This window comes from Gemmobacter aquarius, from assembly GCF_003060865.1.
GTDB lineage: Bacteria > Pseudomonadota > Alphaproteobacteria > Rhodobacterales > Rhodobacteraceae > Paragemmobacter > Paragemmobacter aquarius.
On the sequence record NZ_CP028919.1, the window covers coordinates 116428 to 140730 of the forward strand.

Here is a 24303-nt window from a genome sequence, read left to right on the forward strand (position 1 = left end):
GGTTATCCCTCCAGCGCGACGGGCAATTCCAGCCCGTGCTCTCGTAACAGCCGGTGCCGGCGAGCAGTTTTAAGGTCGGCGGCGACCATTTCGGCGCACATTTCCTGCGCGGTGACTTCAGGTACCCAGCCGAGCGTCTCACGTGCTTTGGTAGGATCGCCTAGCAACGTTTCTACCTCTGCTGGGCGGAAGTAGCGCGGGTCGATCCGCATGACGACTTGGTCGAGCTTGACCTCGGGCGCAATATCAGAGGTCACCGCCTCAACCACGGCGACCTCGTCAACGCCCGAGCGTTCGAAGCGTAGCTGAAGGCCCAATTCTGCAGCTGTCCATCGGATAAAGTCGCGAACGGAATGTTGCACGCCCGTGGCGATGACAAAATCGTCGGGTGCCTCCTGTTGCAGCATCATCCACTGCATTCGGACGTAGTCCTTGGCATGGCCCCAATCCCGAAGCGCGTCAATGTTGCCCATATAAAGGCAATCCTCGAGCCCCTGCGCGATGTTTGCCATGCCGCGCGTGATCTTGCGCGTCACGAAGGTCTCGCCCCGGCGCGGGCTCTCGTGGTTGAAGAGGATGCCGTTGCAGGCATAAAGCCCGTAGGCCTCGCGGTAGTTCACCGTGATCCAGTAGGCGTACATCTTCGCGACGGCATAGGGGCTGCGCGGGTGGAACGGTGTCGTCTCGCGCTGCGGCGTCTCTTGCACGAGGCCGTAAAGCTCGGATGTGCTGGCCTGATAGAAGCGCGTCTTCTTCTCCAGCCCAAGAAAGCGGATCGCCTCGAGCAGCCGTAGCGTGCCCATCGCATCGACATCCGCGGTGTATTCCGGCGCCTCGAAACTCACCGCCACATGGCTCTGTGCGCCAAGGTTATAGACCTCGTCCGGCTCCACCTCGCGCAGGATCCGCGTCAGGTTCGAGCTGTCCGTCAGGTCGCCGTAATGCAGCTTGAAGCGGGCACCCGGCTTATGGACATCCTCGAAGATGTGGTCGATCCGCCCCGTGTTAAAAAGAGACGACCGGCGCTTGATGCCGTGCACCTCGTAGCCCTTGGCCAAGAGCAACTCGGCGAGATATGATCCGTCCTGCCCTGTGATGCCGGTGATGAGTGCGCGCTTCATGCGGTCTTCTGGCCTCTTTCTTGCGGTGTGGCTTTGACGAGGCTTCTCAGGTCATCCTGTAGGCCCGACAGTGTATTCGAAATGTCCCAGCGCTCAATCGCTCTGGCTCGTGCGGTTTTGCCAAGCGTGTCCATCCGGGAGGGGTCGTCGACGAGACCAGTGATGGCTTGAGCGAGTGCTACTGCGTCTCCCGGAGGGACGACCGCCCCTGCACCTTGGACTTCGTCCCAGATGCCGGTGTGAGGCATCGCGGTCGCGACAATGGGGCGACCGGAGGCGAGCATATTGATGAGTTTCGACGGCAAGACGAGGTCCGCCGCGTCCACCATCTGCGGAAGCACGTGGACCGATGCCATGCCGAGGAGGTCAGAGAGCCGATCATAGGGCTGCAGCGGGATGAAGATTACGTTGGAAAGCCCCGACGCCAATCGTTCAAGATCGGGGCGAAGCGGGCCGTCGCCCGCAATGACGAAGACGATATCTTTCCGATCCCGCAGCGCCTCCGCCGCGCGGACAATCGCTTCTAGACCCTGCTTCTTCCCGAGGTTGCCCGAGTAGAGGACAACCTTCTTTTCCGTCAGCCCGAGTTCGGCCTTAAGCGAGGACGGTCGGTCAAGCGGCTTGATCGCCTCGAGATCGGACCAGTTCCTGAACTCCACCGTTTCGTGCTGCGGGACGCCCTTTTCGATCAGTCGTTTCCGCATTTGGGGAGAGATTGTGCTCACGCGGTCGAAGAAGCGCATACTCCACCGTTCAAATCTAACGGCCACTCGGCCGATAAGGGTCTTCGAAGAAATAAGCCCGGTCGCGAAGGCGGCCTCGACTTCGAAGTCCTGAACATGCAGCCACGCCTTTGCACCCGACAGCCGCGCAGCAAGCGCGCCAATCGGTGCTGCCACCAGAGACGGAGCCACGACAAACACGACATCGTATTTGCCCCGAAACGCCTTCGACAGAAGGACAGGCAAAGAAGAGATTGCGAAGGATGCGTGGTGCAAAATTCGTTTCACACCGGACGGATTGCCGGGAATATAGATCGGGCAGTGCGTGACGTCCACGCCGCCCACGCGCTCTTTTAACCAGCGCAAACCGCCCCAACCCTCATGTGCGCGCCACTCGGGAAAATAGGGGTGTGCCGTCACGACCTCCACGGTGTGGCCCTGTTTGGCCAAAAATTCAGCCATGCCTGAAGAGTAGACGGCAATCGAGATGATTTCCGGCGAGTAGTTGATACCCACCAGAAGAATACGCAGCGGTCGCTCCATCAGACGTCGTCCTCTGAGCGTCGGCGCCAAGGAAATTTGCAAAGGGGTTCGGAGGGCGATGACATCAGGCGTTCCAGGTTATTGTTGATAACTGCGGTAGTCAAAACGCCATTAAATCAGCCCAAACCCCCGATAACACCCAAGCCCGCCACGTCTTCTTCCCTGCGCCATCACACACCGCGCCCAGCCAGGACGACAGGCACTGTGTTCAGAACGGTCCGCAGGTCGTGTCCGAGGGAGCATTCTTCAAGATACCGCTCGTCATAGCGCGCACGCTCTCTAAAGCTGGACCGATTTCGCGCCGAGATTTGCCATGGGCCGGTCACGCCTGGGCGCAAGGCGTAATAAGCAGAGCCGGGATAGATCATCTTCTGGTCGACCATCATCGGACGCGGGCCGACGAGGCTCATGTCGCCCACGAGGACGTTCCAGAACTGCGGGAGCTCGTCGAATGACGTCTTGCGGAGAAGTTTGCCGACGCGGGTGATGCGGGGGTCTTTTTCGAGCTTTTGCTTTTCGTCCCATTCGGCGCGGATCGCAGGGTCGGCTGACAGGTACTGGTCCAATACATCGTCTGCGCCAACCACCATCGAGCGGATCTTCCACATCCGGAAAGTCCGACCGCCGCGACCAACGCGGCTTTGACCGTAGAAGGGGTTCCCACCATCCATGATCACGAGAGCGGCCAGCAACGCTATCAGCGGAATCCAGACCGGCGCAGCAAGCAGAACGAGGGTTATGTCGAAGGACCGCTTTCCGTGGCGACGGTAAAACGTGTTCTGCGAGGTCGCCCCGACGTCAACGAACGTCTCTGCAGTCGGTACAATTGCAAGTCGTTCAGCCTCGCTAAACCCTAATTTATCTTCAATCCGTCCACGTTCAAATGTCATTTCCATTCCAACATCTATCACTGGAAAACGCCGGGTCAAACGACCGCTACCGATAAAATATCTGTCAGTCCCAGTGACGGCAGACGCAGATTGGCGCCTGCCGTTGGTAAGCGCGTCTTATGCCGGGCTTCCGGACGCTTCTGCGACTGCTTCGAGGTCGATCGTATCGCCGGCGGCCACAGTTGTTGCGGCTGCGATAGCTGCTGCTGCCAGAGCGCTGAAGCCGTTGGCCGTCGCAATTCCGGCAGCCGAAGCGAGTGCAAACCCTGCCGCGACGTCCGGGAACGTCCCTGCGTTGTAGGCAGCGGCGATTGCCGAAACGACTGAAGCGAGGATCAAGGCCGGATCGGTTCCCGGGTTGGATGCAACCAACTGGTCGATCAGCGCCTGTACCGCCACGTCACACGCTGCTGCAGAGGTGCAGCTGTCGGCTGTAGCACCAAGCGCCGCCTGCGGCACCGCAACGGCGACCTGCGCCGTCGCGGGCGCGACCACGGAAAAACCGAGCGCCGCCGCAAAAGTGACACATGAAAGCTGCTTGATAATCAAATTCATCGGTCTCACCGCAAATCTCCAACAATCAAGTTGATAGTTAGCATGGAAGTTTGGTTTACGTAAAGCACCAAGGCAACGATCCTTCAGCTTTTGGTAACACTCCATGCGTTTACGCATGGGGCACTTGTGCTGGCGCTGCGGGTAGAAACGAAATGTTGCTGATACGATGAAACGAGGCCGAAACTTCGCACGAACCGGGCTTATGTCCGTATCGTTGTTTGTGATTTTCTTCTTTGCGCTGCGGACCTTTGTGGCCGAATACGGTGCTGTGCTGGTTGTATCGGGCACCACGCGCGACATGGTTGCGACCTTGGCGGAACAAAGCGGTCAATTGCCGCAGCCCGCAAGCGCACGCTCGATGCGGGACCTGATGTCGGCCTGCGGAAAGGCACTGACCCTTGTGCCCATCGTGAAGGCGGATTCGGGGCTGGCCGCTCAAGTTTCAATCAAATGTGAATCGATCGCGCGGGAAATTTTGGCGCGTGCGCCGTCGAATGCACGTGCCCGGGCGGTCGACGTTCTTACGGCAGACCGAATCGATGCGGTCCAATTGGGCATCGCGCAGGCTGCGGCGCCGTTCGAACCCTGGCCCCTGAACATTCGCCTGCAGGCCATCGCGAGGGCCGAATCGGTGTCGCCGGAAGTCTTGGCGGTGGCGGAAGGGGATTTTCAAAGGGCGCTGATGTCGGAGTGGGGGAAGGAAGAGGTTGCGCGCATCTATCAGACCCGTGATGCGTTGCGGCAATCCATCACTCTGGCGGCCGAGAAGGCGGGGCCGAAAGACCAGAAAGCCTTTGTCGACCTGTTGCGCCGAAACCTGAGGGATGCGGGCTGATGGCGGCGCAGGACATACAGCGCAATCGGATCAGCAGGATGCACGACGGGCTTGCCTTCGTGGTGGCGGTTCTGGTGCCATTGACGTCGCTACCGCTCGCGTCGAACAGGGCGACGTGGTGGCTGTTGTGGACCGCAGTGCTTGCCGCGATCGCCTTGATCTACGTATTTCGCTTCGGGGTGGTGGATCTGGCTTACCGGGTGCGCGCGCTGGATCACAAGGTTTTGGTCGGGTTCACAATGGTTCTGCCGCTGTGGGCGCTGGTTCAGACCGTGCCTGTCGTCGGGATGCTGCCGACGGGCTGGCTGTTGGCGGCACCCGAGGCGGGCAAGATGGGCGGGGCGACGCTGTCGGTCCAGCCGCAGGTCGCTGTGTCGGGCGTATTGCGCTTTGCCGGTTACATCTTGCTTGCCTGTCTGGTGCTGGAGGTCGCATCGCGGCGGGATCGGGTGCTGCGGGTTGCACAGATCGTCTATGCCGGCATCTGCCTTCAGGCGGTCTGGGCCGTTGTGGCGTTGAAGGTTCTGGACGATTTTTCGTTTTGGGGAGTGAAGGTCGCCTATCTTGGAAGCGCGACCGGCACTTTCGTGAACCGCAATTCGCTGGCCACGTTTCTGGGCTTCGGGCTTGTGCTAGGGCTGGGAATTGTGGCCGAGCGGGCAAGGCGGAATTCGATACGCGCCACCCGGCGCGACACGGTCATCGGGCGTCTGGGCTATGGCGATCTGATCGTCTTGATCGGGATGGTCTTTCTGATGATCGGCCTGATCTACACGCAATCACGCCTGGGTCTGGTGTCGAGTCTTTGCGGGGCTGGCGTGACGCTGATGCTGGTGCGCGCGCAATCAGGAGTGGCGGCGGGGCGGGTCCTGGTCGAAATGGTCGTCGTCGGGCTGGCGGCCATCGTGGCGGTGGCGCTGGTGGCTGCAGGTCAGGGTGTTGCGGAGCGGATGCTGTTTCTTGGCAACGAGGCGGTGAACCGCTTGGCGATCTATCAGCAGACGCTGGGTATGATCGAGATGCGCCCCTGGACCGGGTATGGAATGGATGCGTTCGGCGCCGCCTTCGAGGCGTTCAGGGGCCCTCCCCTATTGGCGCCGGTCACCTATGATCTGGCACATAATTCTTACCTGATGCTTTGGGCCGAGTTCGGGGTGGTCTTCGGGTCGGTACCCATCCTTGCGCTGATTGCTGTCGCGATCTTGCTGTGGCGGCGGATGCGATCGGAAGACGGGTTTTCAGGCATGGCCGCGGCGGGGCTTGGGGCGTTGGTCTTGGGGGCGGTGCATTCGCTTGGCGATTTCAGTCTGGAAATACCTGCGAATGTCTACGTGCTGATGTGCATTCTGGGGCTGGGACTTGGCCACCAATCCCAACGGCGCGGCAAAGCGAAGCGGACGTTCGAGCCTGCGGAGCGGGCAAGCGACGCCCCCGCGCCGCTGCCGATCAAGCGGAGGTCGGGGACATGATCGCCGGTCTGGGGTTTCTTGACCGGTTCCGGCGCAAACCGGCACACGATTCGGTGCGGATCGTCGATCTTGGGCGAATGGAACAGCCCGTCTATGCGATCGGGGACGTTCACGGCTGCCGGGCTTTGCTGGCGCTGGCGCTGGACGCGATCAGGCAGGATGCGGATGTGCTCGGGAAGGCGCCGAAGATCATCCTTTTGGGAGATGTCATCGACCGGGGCGAGGACAGTGCAGGTGTGCTGGACGATCTGACCCGCGTTTCGAGGGAAAAGATGCCGACGGTCGTGCTTGGGAACCACGAGCGGATGATGCTGTCGTTCCTGCGAGATCCGCTGAAGGCATGGGATTGGTTGCAACAAGGCGGGTTCGAAACGCTGCGCTCCTATGGGCTTGTGTTGTCACCGACGGAAAAGCCCAATGCGCGGCGGTTGATGCAGATGTTGCAGGCGCATATCCCCGACCATCATATCGACTGGTTGCAAGGTCTGGCCCACGGATACCGGCTGCAGGTGAACGCGAAGACCTATGTCCTGACCCATGCCGGTCTGGATGCTGCGCGCCCGGTCGAGGCGCAGAGCGAGGCTGCGGTCTTGTGGGGACACAACGTATCGCCCGAATATCCCGGCCTCTGCATGGTGCAGGGCCATATCGTCGTTGATCGGCCGTTGTTATCGGACTGTCTCATTCGCATCGACACCGGCGCCCATGTCAGCGGCCGCCTTTCTGTCTTAAGATTGTCGGACGGCCGACCACCATCGGTTATGTCATTCGGCGGCAAGACGCTTTAAGTCGTTGAGAGTACCCGTCGTTTTGTTAAGGGAATAGCTGCTTTGGATAACGCCGAACTTGACCTGAACACTGTCATTGGCATCTTGCGGAGGCAAAGACGGGCCGTTGTCGCAACGGTGGCCGTGGTTCTGGGCCTTGCGATTGCCTATCTTCTTGTGGCGACACCGATCTATCGTGCCGGTGTGCTTATCCAGGTCGACGGGCGGTCTTCGAACCTGCTCGATCCATCGTCGACGGGGCAGGAGCAAAGTGCGATCCTGAACTCGCGCGTGGATAGCGAGGTTGAAATTCTGCGGTCGGAGGCGACGGCGCTGGCCGTGGTGCAATCTGCCAAGCTGGTACAGGATGCGGAATTCGGGCCGCAACTGGGTTGGCTGCAAAAGCTCGGCATAGCGCTCGGCGCGGAATTCGACGGAAATTCGGTGCGCAGGCTTTTGGGGCTGGCGCCTGTGCTCGTTGCGGATCAGGAAAATCTGGTCAATTCGACCCTGCTGAAATTGCAGGGTGCGGTCGAAGCCCGACGGCGGGGTCTGACCTATCTGATCGAGATTTCGGTTTCGTCGGAATCGCCCAAGCGCGCGGCGGAAATCGCCAACGCCTATGCTGCGGTCTATATCGAGCGGCAGGTCGGTGCGAAAACACAGGCCACGATTTCCGCGCGCGATGTTTTGCGCAGACAGATCACGACAGCGCAGGACCAGCTGGCGAAATCGGAGACGGCGATCAACGATTTCATCGAAGCCAATCTGTCGCGGCTGGAAAGCGAAACGAACGATCCGGCGATCGGGGCGCTGCGGACGCGGTTGAACGAGGCAAAATCGCTTCAGGAAGACCGCAAGGCAAAGGTCGCTCTGGCTGATACCGCCCTGAATACGGGCGACTGGGCAGCGGTGGCCCAATCGCTGGGAGATGAGGCGATCAGTGCCTTGGCGCGCCAACGCAGCGAACTGGAATCGCGGTTGCGGCAGGCCGAGGCTGGGAGCGACGAAGCGATAAACCTGCGGGACGAGCTCGCCTCGCTCGACAACGAGTTGCAGACCCAGTCGAGTGCGAGCCTTCTGGTGATGCAGGAAGAGATGAAGTCCCTGACCCAGCGTGAGTCCGAGGCGCGGGACCAGTTGCGGAACGTGTTGCTGGAATCGGATGTATCGGCCGAGATGCTGGCCGATCTGTTCAACCTGCAACAAAGTGCGACGGTCGCACGCAGCCAATACCAGACGCTGCTTGCGCGGGAACAGGATCTGGGTGCGCTGGCGAACCTGCAGATCGCCGATGCGCGCGTGGTTTCGGAAGCGCTGCCGCCGATTTCGGCAGCTTTCCCCAACAAGAGGCTAATCGGCGCGCTGGCGCTTGTCGGCGGGCTTGGACTGGGCGTGATGCTGGCGTTCCTGCGGGAGTTCTATGTAGGGGGAATCGTCGCGGCGAGCCAGTTGAGCAATATCATGCAAGCGCCAGTTCCGGTGACGTTCGGATTGCTCGATCAGGTGAAGGGCGGGGTCGACCCGGCCGATGTGGTTCTGACGGCACCGATGTCGCTTTACGCCGAGAATTTCCGAAAACTGCGCGCGGCCATCGATATCGGGCTGACGATGGATCGCGACACTCCGGTGAATATTGCACAGAGCGGTCGGGTGGTGCTGGTCTGCTCGGCCTTGCAGGCCGAAGGTAAATCGACCACGGCCATTGCGCTTGCGCGGACTTATGCGCTGGCGGGGATCAAGACGCTCTTGATCGATGCCGATATGCGGAAACCGACGGTGGGCAAGCGTCTGGGCCTGCCGGTCGAAGCGGGTCTGATCAATTTCGTGTCGAGCGGTGATGGAGACATGACGCAGCTGAACCCCCGGCGAGATTCACAGTCGCCGCTGGTGGTGATTACTGCTGGAGAGCGTAGTTCCAAACCGACCGACCAGCTGCTGAACGGTGGAGCGTTCCAGAGCGTGATCGACGCAGCGCGAGAACGTTTCGATATCATCGTGCTCGACAGCCCGCCGATCCTGCCGGTTGTCGATACCCGTTATCTGGCCCGTTACGCCGATGCCATCGTGCAGGTGGTGCGCTATGCCACGACGACCCAAGGCGAAGTGCGCGAAGCAGCCACGCAGATACGCGAGCATCAACGTAGCAACACCCATTACATCGGGGTGCTCAACCTCGAGCAGATGGCGGATTCTCGCTACGGCTATTACAGCAACTATGGCTATTACGGCGAAGAGAGCTGACCGCGATCAATCGCAGGCCCGTGCGCCCATTGCGATTGCGGTTTTGCCGGAGATGAGGATGTAGTCGCCCGTGGTTTTGCGGGCGGTTGCCATGAACCAGTTGCGGATCTGCGGCGGGTAAAGGCTTGCCATCTGCAGGGATACCCGTTCGTATTCGGCCCGTGGCAGAGGCAGGCCGTTTTGCCGCGTGCTCGGGCCATGAAATCCGAGACGGGCCGAAGGTGCGACGCAGGCGTTCGGCACGCCAAGCAGCAGGGTGCAGGATGAGATGCAGGTGCCGACTATGCGGACCTGCGCGCCGGTCTGGCTGAGGTGTGCGACCTGCACGATGCGTTCGCGAACCGATCCGCCAAGGTCTTTTCTGACGGTCATCGCGTTTGCATGCGGGGCGACCGACGAAAGCAGGCAAAACGCGAGAACCAGCTTGGCCGCCGCTCGGGCTGGCCGACGCAATACTTCTTCAAGACGCGCACATGACATGTGGCATCACTCCTTACTCGTATAAAGGCAACTGGTGACCCGATGGTCCGCAACGCTGCGAAGCTTGGTTCCGATCCCCGGCTGGAAAGCGGAGGAATTGTGGTCTGCCGATGGGGAAATTATCGAATTTTAGCGCTGGCTGGTCAGGCTGCGGTTCCACGGCCGGCGTGAAACGACGCCCGGAAAATCAGCCCAGCAAGAAGGCGAGCGCCACGATCCAGACTGCGCCGCCCGCGACCGTCATTGGCAAAAGCCATATACCCAGGCCCGGCCCCGCCTTGACCTGTGCGGACCCGTCATCAAAAATGGCGTCCTCGCACGCGTAAATGTTCACAAGGTCTTTCATAACCACTCCAGAACAACCCGCCGACTTCGCAAACCGAGTCGGAGGACACCAAAACACAATAGAGGCATAATAGTTCCCGATCCTTAAGGAACCTTTCTCGAAGGAGTAATGAAGTCATCAAAAGGTATGTCTGCACGCTTTTGGCTGGAGCCTGTCGGCGCAAAGGAAGTGCAATCTTCTTGCAGCGCGTGTCAGACCGCTTCAAAATTGAATCACGCTATTTTTTTACGGAGATTTTCCCCCTTGATCACACCGGTTTTGCTTTGCGGCGGTTCGGGCACGCGTCTTTGGCCTTTGTCGCGCAAGGGATATCCCAAGCAGTTCACCAGATTGATCGGTGAGCGCAGTCTTTTTTCCGCCTCGGCCGCACGGTTGGCCGGTCCGGGGTTTTCGGCACCCGTGGTGGTGACGGGGTCGGATTTCCGTTTTGTGGTGTCCGAACAGTTGTTGGCGGAAGGCATCGATCCGGCCGCGGTGCTGATCGAACCCGAGGCGCGGAATACCGCGCCTGCTGTGCTTGCGGCTGCGCTGCATCTGGGCGCTGCCGATCCTGACGCGTTGATTCTGATTGCACCTTCGGATCATGCCATCGCCGACGCCGCCGGATTTCGGGCTACCGTTCAGGCGGGGGTTGCGGCAGCAAAGGCGGGGCAGATCGTGACATTCGGCATCACGCCGACGCGGGCCGAAACGGGCTATGGCTGGCTGGAGCTGGAGGGGATGGCCGAAGAAGCCGTCGCGCTGAAACGCTTTGTCGAAAAACCGGATGCGACGCATGCGAAGGCGATGCTCGCTGCAGGGAATTTCCTGTGGAACGCAGGGATATTCCTGTTCACGGCGCGCACGATCATTGCCGCCTACGAGGCGCATGCGGCGGGGTTGGTGGGACCGGTGCGTGCGGCGGTAGAAGCGGCGCGGGCCGATCTGGGGTTTCTGCGGCTGGACGCGGATGCATGGGCCAAGGCCGAGTCGATCTCGGTCGATTATGCCGTGATGGAACAGGCAGCGAACCTGTCAGTGGTGCCGTTTTCGGGTGGCTGGACGGATCTGGGGGGTTGGGATGCGGTGGCGACCGAGATGGGGTCGGACGCCGAGGGCAACAGCCTGTCAGGCGCGGCCACGGCGCTTGGGTGTTCGGGAACGCTCTTGCGGTCCGATAGTGACGGGGTCGAACTGGTCGGGATCGGGCTTACGAACATCGTGGCGATTGCGATGAAGGACGCCGTGCTGGTTGCCGACAAGTCGCGCGCCCAGGATGTGAAACTGGCGGTCGAGGCACTGAAGGCCAAGGGTGCCAAACAGGCCGAGGCCTTTGCCACCGATCACCGGCCCTGGGGATGGTTCGAGACGCTGGCTTTGGCCGATCGTTTTCAGGTGAAGCGGATCGTGGTCAAGCCCGGTGCGACGTTGTCGTTGCAAAGCCACATGCACCGGTCGGAGCATTGGATCGTCGTGTCGGGAACCGCGCGGGTGACAATCGGTGACGATGTGCGTTTGGTCAGCGAGAACGAGTCGGTCTACATTCCCTTGGGCGTGAAGCACCGGATGGAGAACCCCGGACGGCTGCCGATGGTGCTGATCGAGGTCCAGACCGGTGCTTATCTGGGCGAAGATGACATCATCCGCTACGAGGATGTCTATTCGCGGGGTCAGGGGGCCAAGGGCTGATGGCACCGAAATTCGGGACTTCGGGGTTGCGCGGACTGGTGGTCGAACTGACGCCCGACCTTGTGGCGGATTACATTCGTGCCTTTCTGGCGGCTTGCCCTGTCGGAAGCGGGCTGTTCGTGGCGCGTGATCTGAGAGACTCATCACCCGCGATTGCGGATGTCGTGATCGAGACCGCGCGCGCCGAGGGCATTTCAGTCACCGATTGCGGGCCGGTGCCGACGCCTGCGCTGGCCCTCGCGGCGATGGGGGCTGGTGCTGCCGCGGTCATGGTCACGGGTAGCCATATTCCAGCCGATCGCAACGGGCTGAAATTCTACGTACCGCAAGGCGAGATCACCAAGGCGGACGAGGCGGCCATTCTTGCTGCCCTTGGCCGGACACCGCGCAAAGGCGATGCGGCAAGCCTGACGGGGAACAAGACCGCGGGGGCCGAATGGGTTGCCCGCTACCTGACGGGGTTCGGTGCCGCGGCGCTGACGGGGCTGCGGGTCGGCGTGTGGTCGCACAGTGCCGTAAGCCGGGATATGCTGTCGCAGGCGATGCGGGCCTTGGGTGCCGAAGCGGTCGAGGTTGGACGCTCGGATGTGTTTATCGCCATCGATACCGAGGCTGTTCCGCAAGATACGAGGAAAGCGATCAGGCATTGGGTCATCGGGCACGGGCTGGATGCGCTGGTTTCGACCGATGGCGACGGCGACCGCCCGCTTCTGGCGGATGAAACGGGAACGGTCGTTCCGGGCGATATCCTTGGGCAGATCACCGCGCGGCAGGTGGGGGCGGATACGGTGGTCACTCCGGTCACGTCGAACGGCGGGGCGGAACTGTCGGGGCATTTCAACCGCGTGGTCCGCACCAAGGTCGGGTCGCCCTTCGTGATTGCGGGGATGGAGCAGGCGCAGGGGCGCGTCGCGGGCTATGAAGCGAATGGCGGCTTTGTGCTTGGCTTCGATGCGCGGTGCCCCGGCCCCCTGCCCCGCCTGATGACGCGGGACAGTTTGCTGCCGCTGGTTGCGGTTCTGGTGGCCGGCAGGGCGCAGGGCGGCATTTCGCGCCTGATCGCGCAGGAGCCTTTGCGGGTGACGCTGTCGGACCGCATCGAGAATATCGACACGCAGCGGTCGCAGGACATGATCGCCGCGCTGCAAGAGCGGGCAGATCTGCGCGAGGCGTTCCTGCACGGGCTGGGACTGATCGCAGCCGGGGTCGATTTGCGCGACGGGCTACGGATGAACGCGACGGGCGGCGAGGTGGTGCATCTGCGGCCTTCGGGCAATGCGCCAGAGCTTCGGATATATGTGGAAAGCGCTTCGCACGAGAGCGCAGGGCATCTGATGAACTCGGCGCGTGCCAGCCTTTGTGCAATGCTGGGACTTTCAGGCTAAGCGGGACGTTCGACACCGCGCTTTTTGGACCGGACGAAGCGGGCAATCTTGATTTTCGGGCGCGCATTGGTTGCAATGCAGGCTGACGCAACAACTGGGCGTTTGGCCGTGGTCCGTACAAATTCCGCATCGTTTTCAAGCCCGACAGCGGCATCGGACAGCCTAACGTTCGTCAAGCGGGACAGGGATTGCGAGGAGGAATTCCGCAGGATTTCGGAGCGCGATGTTTTCGAGCTTGCCTTGCAGGGGCTTTATGCGGGCACCGCAACCCTGTTGCCGCAGCGCAGTTGGGCTGGCATGGCACGGCGCGTTGCGCTGCTGCGGATCGCCAAGCATCGCCGTAAGGGGTACGACCGTTTCTCAGCATCGCTGCAGGCCACATTCGGGACGCTGGAAACGGATGAGATCGACGCCTTGTTCATACGGTGGCGCAGCCGGTTGCACGAGCGGCGCCTTTTGGTGATGGCGAACCTGCTGTCACCTGTCTGCCCCGAATTCAGCATATCGGGTCGCGCGGCGCTGGACCGTTCGGTTGCGGCTGGCAAGGGTGTGATCTTGTGGTCGCTTCAATCCGCCTTTCAGACCTTGGCGGGGAAACGCGGTCTGCACGAGGCGGGATATCGCATCAGTCAGGTGAGCAGCAGCGTGCATGGCCCGTGTCACACGGCTTTCGGCAAGGCAATTACCAACCGGAGCGCCATTCAGGCCGAAAACCGCTACCTCGCCGGGCGGTTGGTGTTCGAAACGGCCGAAGGGTCGTCCATGTTGCGGCAGGCTTTGCGGCTGCTGAAAGACGGGGGAACAGTCAATTTCACCAACACGACCTTTTCGGGGCGGTCGTTCGTGAAAATGCCGTTTGGCGTATCGGGCTTCGTGCAAATGCCGCTCGCGCCGGTCGCATTGGCTGCCGCACAGGGGATTCCGCTGCATGTCGTATCGACAGTGGAAACGGCGCCATTCGCCGCCTATCGGATTGATGTGTCGGATGACTTGACCGCTTGTTTGCATGGCGACAAGCGTAGGGACCATGCCGCGCTGGCGCCCGTATTTCTGGCAGCACGGGACCAGTTGCTGGCTATGGTGAAGGCCTACCCCGACCAGTTTCTGGTCTGGAGTGCAATCAGGACCGACCCGACCCGGACGGTCAGCGCATAGGCAAAAGCCTTGCAAGCGGATTGAGTTTGAGGCGGAAACTGCTGATCGGGGCGGTTGCGGTGGCGAGCGTGTCCTTGAGGTAGCTGGACCCCATCATCATATCCATCCGTCGCGCGCCGCGTTCACTTGCGGTTTGCAGCCCGTGGTCTATGGCAAGCCATCCCGGAGACAAGGCTGCGTGGTCGGCGATATGGGCGGTTTTAGACCAAAAGACGGTGTCGCCCTGCTGGAACAAGAGGTTGGCGCAGACGAGTTGGCCGTCGAGCGTGAGGGCTGTGCCCCAAGCGCGACCGGTCTTTGCCAGGACATCGGACATTCTGGCGAAATAGGCGGCGGTGGAAGGGTCTGTCGCCCAGGTGTCGTTGCCCTGTCTTTGCAAGACCCAGTTGCGCTTGATGGTCATGATCCAGTCTGAAAGCGCCGCCAGTTCCTGCGGTTCGGTCACGGTGCCCACACGCAGGTTCCCCAAAGTCATGAATCGCTTTCGGTACTGAGCGAGCTTCTTTCTGCGTCGGGCCGAGATCGTAGCGGCAAGGTCGTGGGTGGAAAGGTCGCGCAAAAGACGCGGAGCCAGCGGGATTTCTTGCGCGCCAAGGGTACGCAACGCAGAGGCGAGGACGGTTTCGGACGGGACGAAATCAACCTTGAGCTTGCGTAACACGGGGACGCGCCGAAGTTCGGCATAAAGATGGGTGACGAGTTCGGCTTGCGATAGATCGCCCGGCATGCAGGCGTAAAGCGGGGTCCCGCTGCCAAGCCATTCCAAGACGGCAGTGCCTAGCCGGTCACGACGCAGGGCGAACGGCAAGCCGGCGACGAGATGTCCGTTCCGCCGAAGCAGGATCAGGTAAGGCCTGGCACGCGGCTGGCCAGTCTGGAGCTTGCGAAGGTTCTCGGTCAGGAAATCGTGGCGGGTAAACAGCGCCTCGGGACTGGAGCGGTCGACGAGCGCGTTCCATTCGGGCGCGATCGCGTAGAAGGCCTTGGGGTCGGTGATGACCTGGATGTCTATGGCCGTCATGGTGTCACGCGGTCGCGATATAAAGCCGTGACCCAATCGCGGACTTTGACCAATGGTGTGCGGCGCGGGGCAAGGATGCAAAGCCCCTTGCGTTCAAGCTGGCGCAGGCGAAGCGTCAATTGCTGCGGGCTTTCGCCCAAGACGACAAGTCGAAGGCGGGCCGGGGCGCTTTTGTCGTCGAACGCTCCGGTCAACACGAGCCAACCGGCCGAAAAGTCTGCACCGAGGCGGGACAGCACCTGATCGAGACGGTCGGCACTGGTGCAGAGGACGAAGCGTGCATGGGCAAACCCGCGTGCGCCACCGCAGCCTGCGAGCACGAGCAAGAGGGGCGTGCTGCCATTCGGGCGGAAGTTCAGGTCGATCGCGAACAGTTGGCCGTCTGCATTTTCCAATATGTCGAACCCTGCAATGCCGCGAAAGCCGAGGGCTGCGGCACGGGCGGCTATGGTCAGGGCCAAGGCAGATGAACCGGACGGCTGCCGTATGTCGGGGCCAGCGACACTGCCCAAGTAAAGCCCGCCGGGCGAACAGATCTGGGCGGATGCACCGATCAGTTGCACCGAGGCGTCCGGCAAGACAGCGACCTGAACGCAGATGTTGGTTCGGGCGGGAATGAAGTCTTCGATGATGATCGCCGAACAGTCGGCGAAACGGTGGCGCGCGCGTTTGCGGTGGCGGGCCGCTCGGGCGATTGCCACCCCTGCCCCGCCAGAGGTGCCGGCGCTGTCGGCAGCTTTGACCACGGCAGGCAGGCGAAGCGATTTCAGGGCCGAGTCGATCAGTCCGGCGCCTTCGACCAATCGGCGCGGCGGCACGTTTTCGGCAGGAACCAGAGCAGGTAGGCTGCCCCGTTGGTTCAACCAGCACTGGATGCGCGGCGCCACGAGATAGGCCGAGTCGTCGAACAGGCCGTCCGGCGTGGGAAAGGTGGTGACCGCCGTCTTCCCGGTCGAAATGCAAGCGGCCATATGGTCGAGATACTCGCCCCGTGTCGTATAAGGCAGAACGCTGTCCGGCAGCTTTAGCCCACAATCGGAGATTGCGGATTTCGTCACTGGCAGGCACGCGGCCTGATGGCAGATCAGGTCCAGTCCCGCTGCCACACCGAGCAGAGCGCCCGATACGCCTTCATCCGAGAAGGGCGTCCAACGCGAGACCTCTTCCATCACCCTCGGGGCCAAAAAGCAGCGTTCGGGAAAAAACGAGGACATGCTGTGCATCGGCCGGAATGTGCTGGAAACGGGTCAATGCGTCCATAATAAATTAACGCAAGTTAATCATTGCGGCTTTTCGATAGCGCAGGCGTCGCTTGAGTCGTTTGAACCGGCGAAGAAGCGTGTCGAAGCCGGTAACGGTGGCCAGCCTGCGTTGGCGTTCGAAGCGGAGGGTTGCGTGGTCGATTTCAGCAGCCAGTGCGGCGTGGCGCGGATCGGCGCGGGCAGCCTGCTGCATGTCGCGCATATCCGAGCGGGTGCCATAGCCATCGACGACCAGCCTGCCGCGACGGTGATCTTGGCGATTGTAGGTCGGGGCGCGGTCAAAGCCGTTCAGCACGGAAAGCGCGTCGAGCATGAAGGCGCAATCGGGGCATTGGCCACAGTTGTGATCGGCATAATCGCAGACGCGCAGATGGGCCATCAGAAGAGGGTCTTGCAGAATGGCGGCGATCTTGGAAAAGCGTGGGATCATCGCGTGATGCTCGATGGTCAACCTGTCGTTGCCCCAAAGTGGATCCAGCCCCGGATGCGTGCCCCAGGGCCGGAGCCACGATGCCTCGTCCGCAGAGGAGGGGACAAGCACGCGGTCGATCCGGTCGTCGAGCATATGTGCGACCGCGGCCAGTGCGGCGCCGTGGTATTCGACCCAGCCGATCATGCGGTCCGATATCTGGCGCAGGTTCGTTTCGATGATGACCGATTGCAGGCCGTGTCCCGCTGCGATGGTTCTGACGGAATTGCGGAGCCGATCGGCACGCGCCGTTTCCTGCACCGGCACATCGGCACCGACAAGTGTGATCAACAGATCGACCGTGCCGAATGCGCTGTGCAGGGAATAGGCTGAATCGACGCCAGCCGAGAAAAACAGACCGGTGCCGCGCGGTCCGGTCTTTTCACGGGGAGCGGGTTCGCCGCGGAATTCGAGCGGGACGCGGGACAGGCCGGGATACCAGCCAGACAGCATGTCGCGAATTGCAGGTGCCTTGGCCGCGAGTTCCTGCGAGACTGGGTTGCCGATACGAAGCGGTGCCGCCACTTCCTGCGCGGGCGAAAGGCCAAGGCAGACAAGCGCATCGCCATTGGCGCGCAGGGGCAGGCTATCACTTTGGAACCATAGGGTCTGGGCGGGGCAGTCACCCGCGCGGACGATGACCTCGACACGGCGCGGGTCAGAGCGCGCTTGGCTATATTCCAGTGACAGGGGCGGATTCAAATCACCGGTCCTTTGAATGGTGCGTCACGCTGGCCCGCCAATCGCATGCCCGACGGACGGGTGCCATGCGTCGGTAGGACAGATGAACCGCAATCTTCTCTGTTCCGAAATGTCTTTCCACCTTATTGTTAATTAATGTTAGCACTGGTCAACCAGCTTTCGTCGGTCATCGCATCGCGCGTTTCGCGTGGCGAGCCTTACGCGCTTGTGGATTATCCCGATTACAACAATCCCGGAGATGCCGCGATCTGGCTTGGCACGCGGATCGTGCTTGAAGCAGTGACGGGGCGGGTGCCCGATTACGTCTCGACCCTTAAGGGCTTTAATGCTGTGGCTTGCGTTTCGAAGATCGGGGACGGATGCGTGTTCTTGCTTGGAGGCGGCAGTTTCGGGTCACTTTACGGAAAACACCATGCGCGGCGGTTGGCGGCGATATCAGCGCTGCCACGGAACCGGATCGTGCAATTGCCCTTCAGTCTGGCGGGCTTGGACGGGGCGGTCATCGCAGAAACGCGCAGGGTGGTGCGATCGCATCCCGGCATTACGCTGATTGCGCGTGACCGTGCGACACTGTCCAAAGCCACGGCACTTTTCGACGTGGAAATCTTGCTGGCCCCGGATCCGGCACATGCCGTGACGCTAAAGGCCCCTGCCCCGATAACAGCAGAAACGTGGTTGCTGCGGCGGGATCAGGAGCGGGATGATGAAGACGCCGCCGATGTGGCCGGCGACCGCTTCGACTGGGTGGACATCGGTCGGCTGCGCTTGTTGAACCGTTTGGGCAAGCTCGGGCTGGTACTAGCGCCGGCATCGGCATGTATCGCGGTGATGGACCGGACGGCAAAGCTGAAGGTGACGGCCGCCGTGAACCGTTTGGCCATAGGCGAGCGTGTCGTGACCGACCGTTTGCACGGAATGATCCTTGCCCAGATGATCGGGCGGGACGTTGCCGTTCGAGACAACGCGACTGGCAAGGTTTCTGCCTACCTCGAGACGTGGGGTGCGTCGCTTGCGGGCGTCAGCATCGCCGGGACGGAGAGGGCTGCATGACGCTCTACATCGGACTGATCAATCTGGACCGTTCGGCAGAGAGGTTGGCAGGTGTAAGCCATCACCTTGCGGCGGCAGGATTGTCGGCTGACCGGATTGCCGCCGTCGATGGAGAGACGCTGACGCCCGAGCAGTTGGCAAAATATAATCGGCGCAGTGCGGGCCGTTTGTACCGGCGGCTGCTGGATCGTGGCGAGATCGGCTGTTATCTGAGCCATATCGAGGCGTTGACCCGGTTTCTGGCGACCGATGCGACGCATGCACTCATTTTGGAGGACGACGCCGCTTTCGGCCCGGAGTTCGGCGCATTGGTCGTGCGGCTTGGCGAGGTGCTGGCCGTGCGCGGGGATTGGGATGTGGTCAATCTGGGCAATCGCACCCGACGCAGCTACAGCCGGTCGGTCTGGATTGGGGGCAACGGGTGCGGGCATGAGCTGTGCCACGCGCATCATTTCCCGTCGCTGACCACGGCGCTGTTCTGGTCGCGCAGCGGGGCCATGGCTTTTCTGGGCTGCGCGCTGCCGCTGGTCGCCCCGCTTGATCTGCGGCTGAAGGAATGGTGCATCCGGACAGATCGCGGTCTGGCGTTTACTGTCGCCCCTGTAAGATCGGTCGGGAATGAGAGTTGCATCGACGGCTTGGCGTCACGGCATGGCTGCCGGGGCGAGCGTTTGCCGGGATACTTTATCGTCAAACAAAAGCGGCATGCCCTTAACTGGCTTAACTCCCTAAGTCACCGTCTGCAGCATATCTTCCACAAAGGCAGGCAGGCCCTTTGGGTTGAAGACTGGCGAAAAGAGGCTTTGCAGATCGAGGCCGGCAAGATCGTCCAGAGCAGGCAGAAGGGCTGGCCCTGATACAGCACGACCATGGCCGGACAGGATGTGCGCGGGGCGAAGCCCGGCTAGCAGCCGGATGGAATGTTCCGCAGCCTGCCAGTCGGGCGTGAAATAGGCTGGCGGGCCGTGCAGTTCGGGGGTCTGCGTCGTGACCGAGGCGGCTGATTCCTGACGCGTGGTAATGATGGCATCGCCAGACAGAAGCGTGCGGTCGGAAGCGCGCCACAGCGCGACATGGCCTGGGGTGTGACCCGGCGTGTGGAGCCACTGCCAGCCCGGCGCACCGGGGATGGTGCCATCGGGCGGCAACGGAAAGAGGCGGTCGGTCACCTCGATCGGGTGGCGCGGGTAGAGCGGCGAGAGGGCGGACATGAGGCCACCTCCGACGCCCGGGTCGGCTTCGGGGTAGCTTCGAAGGCCGACGAGGTAAGGGTGTTCGAGTGGGTGGGCGTAGATCGGCGCCTCCCACTTTTCAGCGAGGGCCTTGAGGGCGCCGACGTGGTCGAAATGTCCGTGGGTCAGGATGATTGCGGCGGGTCGTGCGGTGGGGCCGAAGCGGTGGGCGGCGGCGGCGGCAATGGCGCGTGCCGATCCCGGCAGCCCGGCATCGATCAGGACCCAACCCCTGTCACCCGCACCGGGCGTGCCGAGGAAGGCGACGTTGACGATGCCGAGGCGGCGGTAGGCGATGTCGGATGCGACCTCGATCAGTGCGCCTCCGATGCGCTGGCCGGTTACGGCGCTGCGCGCAAGCGGGATTTGCCTGGTGCTGCGCTGCGGGTTGCGTTCCGAGGCGGCGACCACGGCAAGCGAGAAGGCCCCATACCCGGCCATGGCCACGCGCACTGGTTTGGGCTGGTTCTGCAAGGCCAGACCGGCGGCGAGGAATCCGGCGCCCTGAATGGCATCGAGCAACAGATGCGCTTTCATCGGGACCGGCTTGCGCTGGTCGCGGCTGTAGCGGGTAAGGGCGGTCACCGCGGCGAGGCCGACACCGACGGCCATTATGGCGCGTGCAGTGCGCGGGGTGGGGTGCAGGACGGTGGGCGCAATCAGCAGCGCGGCGGCGGACGCGACATCGAGGAGGCGGTGGATTGGGGTTCGGATCATCTTGGCGCTTCCTTTGGAATTCTTCCAAGGCAATGCGCGGGCGGGCGGCACTGTTCCCTAGCGGGCGCTTTCGCGGATAAGGAGCGCGGGGCTGATCTGCTCGATGGCGGGGGCGGTGATGCGCCCCCCGAGTGCGTTCAGGATCAAGGCAGCAGTCTGGGTGCCGATGCGGTGGGGGTGCGGGTCGATGGTTGTGAGCGAGGGAACGCAGATCGATGCGATCTCGTAGTCGCCGAAACCGGCTACGGCGATGCGGTCGGGAACGTCGACGCCCCGGCGCTGGCATTCAGTGAGCGCGCCGTAAGCCGAGAGGTCGGAAACGCAGATGACCGCTTCGGTGTCGGGTAGGGTTTCGAGAAGGCGGCCCATAGCTTGGGCCCCTTCGCGCATCGAGATCGGCGGCGTACCTGCGGCTATGAGGCGAGTTGCGTCAAGGCCGTGAGCCTTCATCGCCGCGATGAAACCGGCGCGGCGGTCTGTGCCACGGGTATCGCGGTCGGCATCACCGCCGATGAAGGCGATACGGGTCAGACCGCGGGCGACGAAATGATCGACCATGCCGCGCACAGCGGCGGCGTTGGAGAAGCCGACGACATGGCCGATGGGGCTGGCGGGCAGGTCCCATGTTTCGACCACGGGAATCGACGCGTTCTCCAGCAGGCGGCGGCAGCGGTCGGTGTGTTTACCCCCCGTAACGACGATGGCTTCGGGGCGGCGGCGGAGCAGTTGTTCGACGAGGCGTTCTTCCTCGGCCATGTCGTAATTGGTGTAGCCGAGCAGGATTTGCAGACCGCGTTCCTTTAATCCTTCGGAGAGCCCACGCAGGGTTTCGGCAAAGTTGGCGTTGTTAATGGAAGGCACCGTGACGGCCACGAAATCCGTGCGCTGCGAGCGCAGGTTCGAGGCGGTGGCGTCGAAGACATAACCCAAGCGGTCGGCGGCATCGAGGATGGATTGGCGCGTGGCATCCGAGACGGAGCCGTCACGTTTAAAGGCGCGCGAGACGGTCATGGGTGAAACCCCCGCGAGGCGGGCGACATCGGCCATGATGGGGGCCTTGCGCGGGGGGATCATGCGGTATCCTGCTGTGCTTTGCCTTGATGTAGCCGTGGCGATGCAGGCGGCGCAAGTTCAGAGCGGGTATTCGTGGGCGATGGTGACATGGTGGTGGATGCGGCCAGTGAAGAAGCGGGCAGTTACAGATTGCGTGGCGGCGCGTGAGGCAATGCGCTGCGGGCTGGCGAGCGCCATATCGAGCGCCACCTGGTCGGGGTAGTTGGTGGCAAGGATGAGCGGGATTTCCGGCGCACCGTCATCGCGGCTGTCGGCAAAGGTGACGCGGACAGAACTGGCGCCGGGGAAGGCCTGCCATGTGGGCAGAAGCTCGGTCAGGACGGCGACGCGGAAGGCTTCGGTTTGGCCTGCGTGGATCGAGCCTTCGAACAGGGCGTAGCGGGTGATCATTGGAAGATGTCCTTTCGGGGGCCTTTGAAGAATTCCATCAGGGCGGCCTGGTCTTCGCCGCCCAAGCCCGCAGCGGTGAGCATGCGGTGAACCTCGGCGCAGGCTGCGGTCAGCGGCATCGGGATCATGGCGGCGCGGGCGAGGGCGGCGGCGCCGTCGAGGTCTTTGACCATGTTGTCGATGCGCCCCGTGCGGCGGTAGTCGCGGGCGGCGAAGCGGGGGAGGTACTCTTGCAGGATCGCCGAGTCGGCGCGGCCTCCGGCGAGGGCTTGGGGGATGCGGGTCACATCGACTCCGGCGGCTTCGGCAAGGGCGGTTGCTTCGGCAACGGCGAGGAATGTGAGACCACAGAGCACCTGATTGATCAGCTTGGTTGTCTGGCCTGCGCCTGCCGGACCCATGTGGGTTTGGTTGCTGGCGAGGTTTTTCAAAATCTCTTGCGCTTCGGCGACATCTTCCGGTGCGCCGCCTTGCATCAGGGTAAGCTCGCCCGTGGCGGCTTTGGGGATGCCACCCGAAAGGGGGCTGTCGACCCAGCGCAGGCCGTGCGATTTCGCCTCGGCGGAGAGGGCGCGGGTGGCTTCGGGGTCGATCGAGGACATGTCGATTATAAGCGTGCCCCGTGCCGCGCCTGCGGCGACTCCGTTCGGACCGAAGACGGCGGCGCGGACGATTTGGGGCGCGTTGAGGGAAAGGATGACGGCGCGGGCGCCCGTTGCGGCCTGTGCCGCGCTGGGGGCGGCGGTGGCGCCGAGGGCGGTCAGGGAAGCGATTTTTGCAGGATCGAGGTCGAAGACGTGGAGGGTGGTTCCGGTGCTGGCAATGCGGGCGCCGATGGCGCCGCCCATTGCGCCTGCTCCGATCAGGGCTGTGTGGGTCATGGGGTGGTCCCTGTCAGTTGCGCGGCAATGGCAGTTGCGATGGATTTCGGTGTAGGTCCGATAGAGATCGTGAGGGCGTTCTCGTCCGGCGCGGGAGGCTCAAGCGCGGCGAACTGGCTGTCGAGCAGCGAGAGCGGCATGTAATGGCCGCTACGCTGCGCCATGCGCGCCGCGATCAGGTCGCGGGTGCCAGACAGGTGGACGAAGCGCACCCCCCCTGCCCTGCGGAGGCGGTCGCGGTAGACGCGTTTGAGGGCGGAGCAGCCGAGGATGATGTTTCCCGTGGCGAGGGTTTCGGTGCAGGCGTCAAGCCATGGCCAGCGGTCATCATCGGTGAGCGGCGTGCCTGCGGCCATTTTGGCCACATTGGCAGCAGGGTGAAGGTCATCACCGTCGATGTAAGGCATGGCGAGAAGCGCCGAGAGGGCTGCGCCGACGCTGGATTTTCCGCAACCCGCGACCCCCATCAGCACGATCTTCATAGCGAGGCCGTGATGCCGCCGTCGACATAAAGGATGTGGCCGTTGACGAAAGAGGAAGCATCGGATGCGAGGAAGATCGCCGCGCCGACAAGTTCGTCGACATTGCCCCAACGCCCTGCGGGGGTGCGTTTTTCCAGCCATGCGGAAAAGGCGGGGTCGGCCACGAGGGCGGCGTTGAGCGGGGTGTCGAAATAGCCCGGGGCGATTGCGTTGCAGTTGAGGCCGTGTTTGGCCCAATCGGTCGCCATGCCCTTGGTCAAATTGCCCACCGCGCCCTTGGTCGCCGTGTAAGGGGCGATGGACGGGCGGGCGAGTGCGGTTTGCACGGATGCGATGTTGATGATCTTGCCCCTGCCCCGCGCGATCATATGGCGGGCGACGGCCTGGCCCACGTGAAAGACGGTGGAGATGTTGGTTTGTAGCAGGCGCTCGAAAGCTTCGGGGGGGAAATCCTCAAGCGGGGCGCGATGCTGCATGCCTGCGTTGTTGATCAGGATGTCGATGGGGCCGGTTTGCGCCTCGAACGTGTCGATGGCGGCGCGCACGGCGTGGTGATCGGTGGCGTCGAAGGTGAGGGTTTCGGACCCTGCGATTTCGGCTGCTGCGGTGGCCAGTTTGGCCGTATCGCGGCCATTCAGCACGACCTGCGAGCCCGCGGCCGCAAGGCCACGGGCGAGGGCGAAACCGATGCCTTGCGAGGAGCCCGTGACGAGGGCACGCTTGCCGGAAAGATCGAAGAGACGAAGTGACAAGGGGCGTTCCTTTTTATCTCGACAAGGCTGGGATTGCCTGTTTATGTTATCGATAACATGCGCTGTCAAGCGCCCTGAACACAGGTGACAG

At 62.4% G+C, this 24303-nt stretch carries 23 protein-coding genes and 1 pseudogene; 9 read left to right on the forward strand and 15 right to left on the reverse strand.

Annotated elements, in window-relative coordinates:
* Nucleotides 1-2: 2 nt before the first annotated feature.
* From gmd to HYN69_RS20710, 4 genes are all read right to left on the reverse strand, one after another.
* On the reverse strand, nucleotides 3-1121 hold the full coding sequence (gmd, locus tag HYN69_RS18360) for a GDP-mannose 4,6-dehydratase (RefSeq protein ID WP_108437374.1): 1119 nt from the start codon (nucleotides 1119-1121) through the stop codon (nucleotides 3-5).
* Entirely contained in the window at nucleotides 1118-2386 is a 1269-nt protein-coding gene (locus HYN69_RS18365) for a WcaI family glycosyltransferase (protein WP_174213669.1), read from the reverse strand. The genes gmd and HYN69_RS18365 overlap by 4 nt, the downstream gene beginning before the upstream one ends.
* A gap of 170 nt (nucleotides 2387-2556) precedes the next feature.
* Nucleotides 2557-3282: a sugar transferase gene (locus HYN69_RS18370; RefSeq protein ID WP_230426593.1), complete on the reverse strand. Its 726-nt coding sequence runs from the start codon at nucleotides 3280-3282 to the stop codon at nucleotides 2557-2559.
* Between the two features lie 111 nt (nucleotides 3283-3393).
* Nucleotides 3394-4131 (reverse strand): hypothetical protein, encoded by a 738-nt coding sequence (locus HYN69_RS20710; protein WP_159082547.1) that lies wholly within the window; start codon nucleotides 4129-4131, stop codon nucleotides 3394-3396.
* 58 nt (nucleotides 4132-4189) lie between these two features.
* Between HYN69_RS20710 and HYN69_RS18380 the strand changes: the two genes are divergently transcribed.
* The 4 genes from HYN69_RS18380 (at nucleotide 4190) to HYN69_RS18395 (ending at nucleotide 9146) form a co-directional block, all read left to right on the forward strand.
* Complete coding sequence (locus HYN69_RS18380; protein WP_159082548.1) at nucleotides 4190-4666, forward strand: hypothetical protein; 477 nt, start codon at nucleotides 4190-4192, stop codon at nucleotides 4664-4666.
* Entirely contained in the window at nucleotides 4666-6135 is a 1470-nt protein-coding gene (locus tag HYN69_RS18385; protein WP_108437377.1) for an O-antigen ligase family protein, read from the forward strand. The genes HYN69_RS18380 and HYN69_RS18385 overlap by 1 nt, the downstream gene beginning before the upstream one ends.
* Nucleotides 6136-6212: 77 nt before the next feature.
* Nucleotides 6213-6923 carry a metallophosphoesterase gene (locus tag HYN69_RS18390; protein WP_268902883.1) on the forward strand — a complete coding sequence of 237 codons (711 nt, stop codon included), beginning with the start codon at nucleotides 6213-6215 and terminating at the stop codon, nucleotides 6921-6923.
* Nucleotides 6924-6965: 42 nt separating this feature from the next.
* Nucleotides 6966-9146: a GumC family protein gene (locus tag HYN69_RS18395; RefSeq protein ID WP_108437379.1), complete on the forward strand. Its 2181-nt coding sequence runs from the start codon at nucleotides 6966-6968 to the stop codon at nucleotides 9144-9146.
* 6 nt (nucleotides 9147-9152) lie between these two features.
* Here the strand turns inward: HYN69_RS18395 and HYN69_RS18400 are convergent, their stop codons facing one another.
* Complete coding sequence (locus HYN69_RS18400) at nucleotides 9153-9518, reverse strand: hypothetical protein (RefSeq protein WP_159082550.1); 366 nt, start codon at nucleotides 9516-9518, stop codon at nucleotides 9153-9155.
* Between the two features lie 295 nt (nucleotides 9519-9813).
* Complete coding sequence (locus HYN69_RS20715) at nucleotides 9814-9972, reverse strand: hypothetical protein (RefSeq protein ID WP_159082551.1); 159 nt, start codon at nucleotides 9970-9972, stop codon at nucleotides 9814-9816.
* 243 nt (nucleotides 9973-10215) lie between these two features.
* Here HYN69_RS20715 and HYN69_RS18405 point away from each other — a divergent pair, with 243 nt between their 5' ends.
* From HYN69_RS18405 to HYN69_RS18415, 3 genes are all read left to right on the forward strand, one after another.
* Nucleotides 10216-11640 carry a mannose-1-phosphate guanylyltransferase/mannose-6-phosphate isomerase gene (locus HYN69_RS18405; protein ID WP_108437381.1) on the forward strand — a complete coding sequence of 475 codons (1425 nt, stop codon included), beginning with the start codon at nucleotides 10216-10218 and terminating at the stop codon, nucleotides 11638-11640.
* On the forward strand, nucleotides 11640-13025 hold the full coding sequence (locus tag HYN69_RS18410) for a phosphohexomutase domain-containing protein (RefSeq protein WP_108437382.1): 1386 nt from the start codon (nucleotides 11640-11642) through the stop codon (nucleotides 13023-13025). Before HYN69_RS18405 ends, HYN69_RS18410 begins: the two co-directional genes overlap by 1 nt.
* A gap of 108 nt (nucleotides 13026-13133) precedes the next feature.
* Entirely contained in the window at nucleotides 13134-14180 is a 1047-nt protein-coding gene (locus HYN69_RS18415; RefSeq protein WP_159082552.1) for a hypothetical protein, read from the forward strand.
* Here HYN69_RS18415 and HYN69_RS18420 read toward each other — a convergent pair.
* The 3 genes from HYN69_RS18420 to HYN69_RS18430 form a co-directional block, all read right to left on the reverse strand.
* Nucleotides 14170-15201 (reverse strand): GNAT family N-acetyltransferase, encoded by a 1032-nt coding sequence (locus HYN69_RS18420; protein WP_108437384.1) that lies wholly within the window; start codon nucleotides 15199-15201, stop codon nucleotides 14170-14172. The genes HYN69_RS18415 and HYN69_RS18420 overlap by 11 nt on opposite strands.
* A complete protein-coding gene (locus tag HYN69_RS18425; RefSeq protein ID WP_216824708.1) occupies nucleotides 15198-16370 on the reverse strand; it encodes an ATP-grasp domain-containing protein in 1173 nt (390 codons plus the stop codon). The genes HYN69_RS18420 and HYN69_RS18425 overlap by 4 nt, the downstream gene beginning before the upstream one ends.
* 97 nt (nucleotides 16371-16467) lie before the next feature.
* Complete coding sequence (locus tag HYN69_RS18430; protein WP_108437386.1) at nucleotides 16468-17634, reverse strand: hypothetical protein; 1167 nt, start codon at nucleotides 17632-17634, stop codon at nucleotides 16468-16470.
* Between the two features lie 135 nt (nucleotides 17635-17769).
* Between HYN69_RS18430 and HYN69_RS18435 the strand changes: the two genes are divergently transcribed.
* Together HYN69_RS18435 and HYN69_RS21545 are read left to right on the forward strand one after the other, a co-directional pair.
* Complete coding sequence (locus tag HYN69_RS18435) at nucleotides 17770-18684, forward strand: polysaccharide pyruvyl transferase family protein (protein ID WP_108437387.1); 915 nt, start codon at nucleotides 17770-17772, stop codon at nucleotides 18682-18684.
* Nucleotides 18681-18986, forward strand: a pseudogene (locus HYN69_RS21545) (glycosyltransferase family 25 protein); the annotation flags it as partial. The gene HYN69_RS18435 and the pseudogene HYN69_RS21545, both read left to right, overlap by 4 nt.
* Before the next feature lie 426 nt (nucleotides 18987-19412).
* On the opposite strand, the gene HYN69_RS18445 reads toward HYN69_RS21545, so the two are convergent.
* The 6 genes from HYN69_RS18445 to HYN69_RS18470 form a co-directional block, all read right to left on the reverse strand.
* On the reverse strand, nucleotides 19413-20282 hold the full coding sequence (locus tag HYN69_RS18445; RefSeq protein WP_230426596.1) for an MBL fold metallo-hydrolase: 870 nt from the start codon (nucleotides 20280-20282) through the stop codon (nucleotides 19413-19415).
* A gap of 408 nt (nucleotides 20283-20690) precedes the next feature.
* Complete coding sequence (locus HYN69_RS18450) at nucleotides 20691-21707, reverse strand: LacI family DNA-binding transcriptional regulator (protein ID WP_108437389.1); 1017 nt, start codon at nucleotides 21705-21707, stop codon at nucleotides 20691-20693.
* A 57-nt stretch (nucleotides 21708-21764) separates the two neighbouring features.
* The gene (locus HYN69_RS18455) at nucleotides 21765-22097 is read right to left on the reverse strand and encodes a hypothetical protein (protein ID WP_108437390.1); all 333 of its coding nucleotides are present in this window, start codon (nucleotides 22095-22097) and stop codon (nucleotides 21765-21767) included.
* Nucleotides 22094-22978 carry an NAD(P)-dependent oxidoreductase gene (locus tag HYN69_RS18460; RefSeq protein ID WP_108437391.1) on the reverse strand — a complete coding sequence of 295 codons (885 nt, stop codon included), beginning with the start codon at nucleotides 22976-22978 and terminating at the stop codon, nucleotides 22094-22096. The genes HYN69_RS18455 and HYN69_RS18460 overlap by 4 nt, the downstream gene beginning before the upstream one ends.
* On the reverse strand, nucleotides 22975-23460 hold the full coding sequence (locus HYN69_RS18465) for a gluconokinase (protein ID WP_230426594.1): 486 nt from the start codon (nucleotides 23458-23460) through the stop codon (nucleotides 22975-22977). The genes HYN69_RS18460 and HYN69_RS18465 overlap by 4 nt, the downstream gene beginning before the upstream one ends.
* On the reverse strand, nucleotides 23457-24212 hold the full coding sequence (locus tag HYN69_RS18470) for an SDR family oxidoreductase (protein ID WP_108437392.1): 756 nt from the start codon (nucleotides 24210-24212) through the stop codon (nucleotides 23457-23459). The genes HYN69_RS18465 and HYN69_RS18470 overlap by 4 nt, the downstream gene beginning before the upstream one ends.
* Between the last annotated feature and the right edge of the window lie 91 nt (nucleotides 24213-24303).

What these genes read in the sequence shown, in the direction of transcription:
- HYN69_RS20710 (WP_159082547.1), bottom strand. Translation starts at nt 4,131, where the DNA reads ATGTCGCGCGTGGTGCCCGATACAACCAGCACAGCACCGTATTCGGCC.
- HYN69_RS20715 (WP_159082551.1), bottom strand. Translation starts at nt 9,972, where the DNA reads ATGAAAGACCTTGTGAACATTTACGCGTGCGAGGACGCCATTTTTGAT.
- HYN69_RS18460 (WP_108437391.1), bottom strand. Translation starts at nt 22,978, where the DNA reads ATGACCCACACAGCCCTGATCGGAGCAGGCGCAATGGGCGGCGCCATC.
- HYN69_RS18450 (WP_108437389.1), bottom strand. Translation starts at nt 21,707, where the DNA reads ATGATCCCCCCGCGCAAGGCCCCCATCATGGCCGATGTCGCCCGCCTC.
- HYN69_RS18385 (WP_108437377.1), top strand. Translation starts at nt 4,666, where the DNA reads ATGGCGGCGCAGGACATACAGCGCAATCGGATCAGCAGGATGCACGAC.
- HYN69_RS18390 (WP_268902883.1), top strand. Translation starts at nt 6,213, where the DNA reads ATGGAACAGCCCGTCTATGCGATCGGGGACGTTCACGGCTGCCGGGCT.
- HYN69_RS18420 (WP_108437384.1), bottom strand. Translation starts at nt 15,201, where the DNA reads ATGACGGCCATAGACATCCAGGTCATCACCGACCCCAAGGCCTTCTAC.
- HYN69_RS18410 (WP_108437382.1), top strand. Translation starts at nt 11,640, where the DNA reads ATGGCACCGAAATTCGGGACTTCGGGGTTGCGCGGACTGGTGGTCGAA.
- HYN69_RS18365 (WP_174213669.1), bottom strand. Translation starts at nt 2,386, where the DNA reads ATGGAGCGACCGCTGCGTATTCTTCTGGTGGGTATCAACTACTCGCCG.
- HYN69_RS18435 (WP_108437387.1), top strand. Translation starts at nt 17,770, where the DNA reads ATGTTAGCACTGGTCAACCAGCTTTCGTCGGTCATCGCATCGCGCGTT.
- HYN69_RS18455 (WP_108437390.1), bottom strand. Translation starts at nt 22,097, where the DNA reads ATGATCACCCGCTACGCCCTGTTCGAAGGCTCGATCCACGCAGGCCAA.
- HYN69_RS18380 (WP_159082548.1), top strand. Translation starts at nt 4,190, where the DNA reads ATGCGGGACCTGATGTCGGCCTGCGGAAAGGCACTGACCCTTGTGCCC.
- HYN69_RS18400 (WP_159082550.1), bottom strand. Translation starts at nt 9,518, where the DNA reads ATGACCGTCAGAAAAGACCTTGGCGGATCGGTTCGCGAACGCATCGTG.
- gmd (WP_108437374.1), bottom strand. Translation starts at nt 1,121, where the DNA reads ATGAAGCGCGCACTCATCACCGGCATCACAGGGCAGGACGGATCATAT.
- HYN69_RS18465 (WP_230426594.1), bottom strand. Translation starts at nt 23,460, where the DNA reads ATGAAGATCGTGCTGATGGGGGTCGCGGGTTGCGGAAAATCCAGCGTC.
- HYN69_RS18370 (WP_230426593.1), bottom strand. Translation starts at nt 3,282, where the DNA reads ATGGAAATGACATTTGAACGTGGACGGATTGAAGATAAATTAGGGTTT.
- HYN69_RS18425 (WP_216824708.1), bottom strand. Translation starts at nt 16,370, where the DNA reads ATGGAAGAGGTCTCGCGTTGGACGCCCTTCTCGGATGAAGGCGTATCG.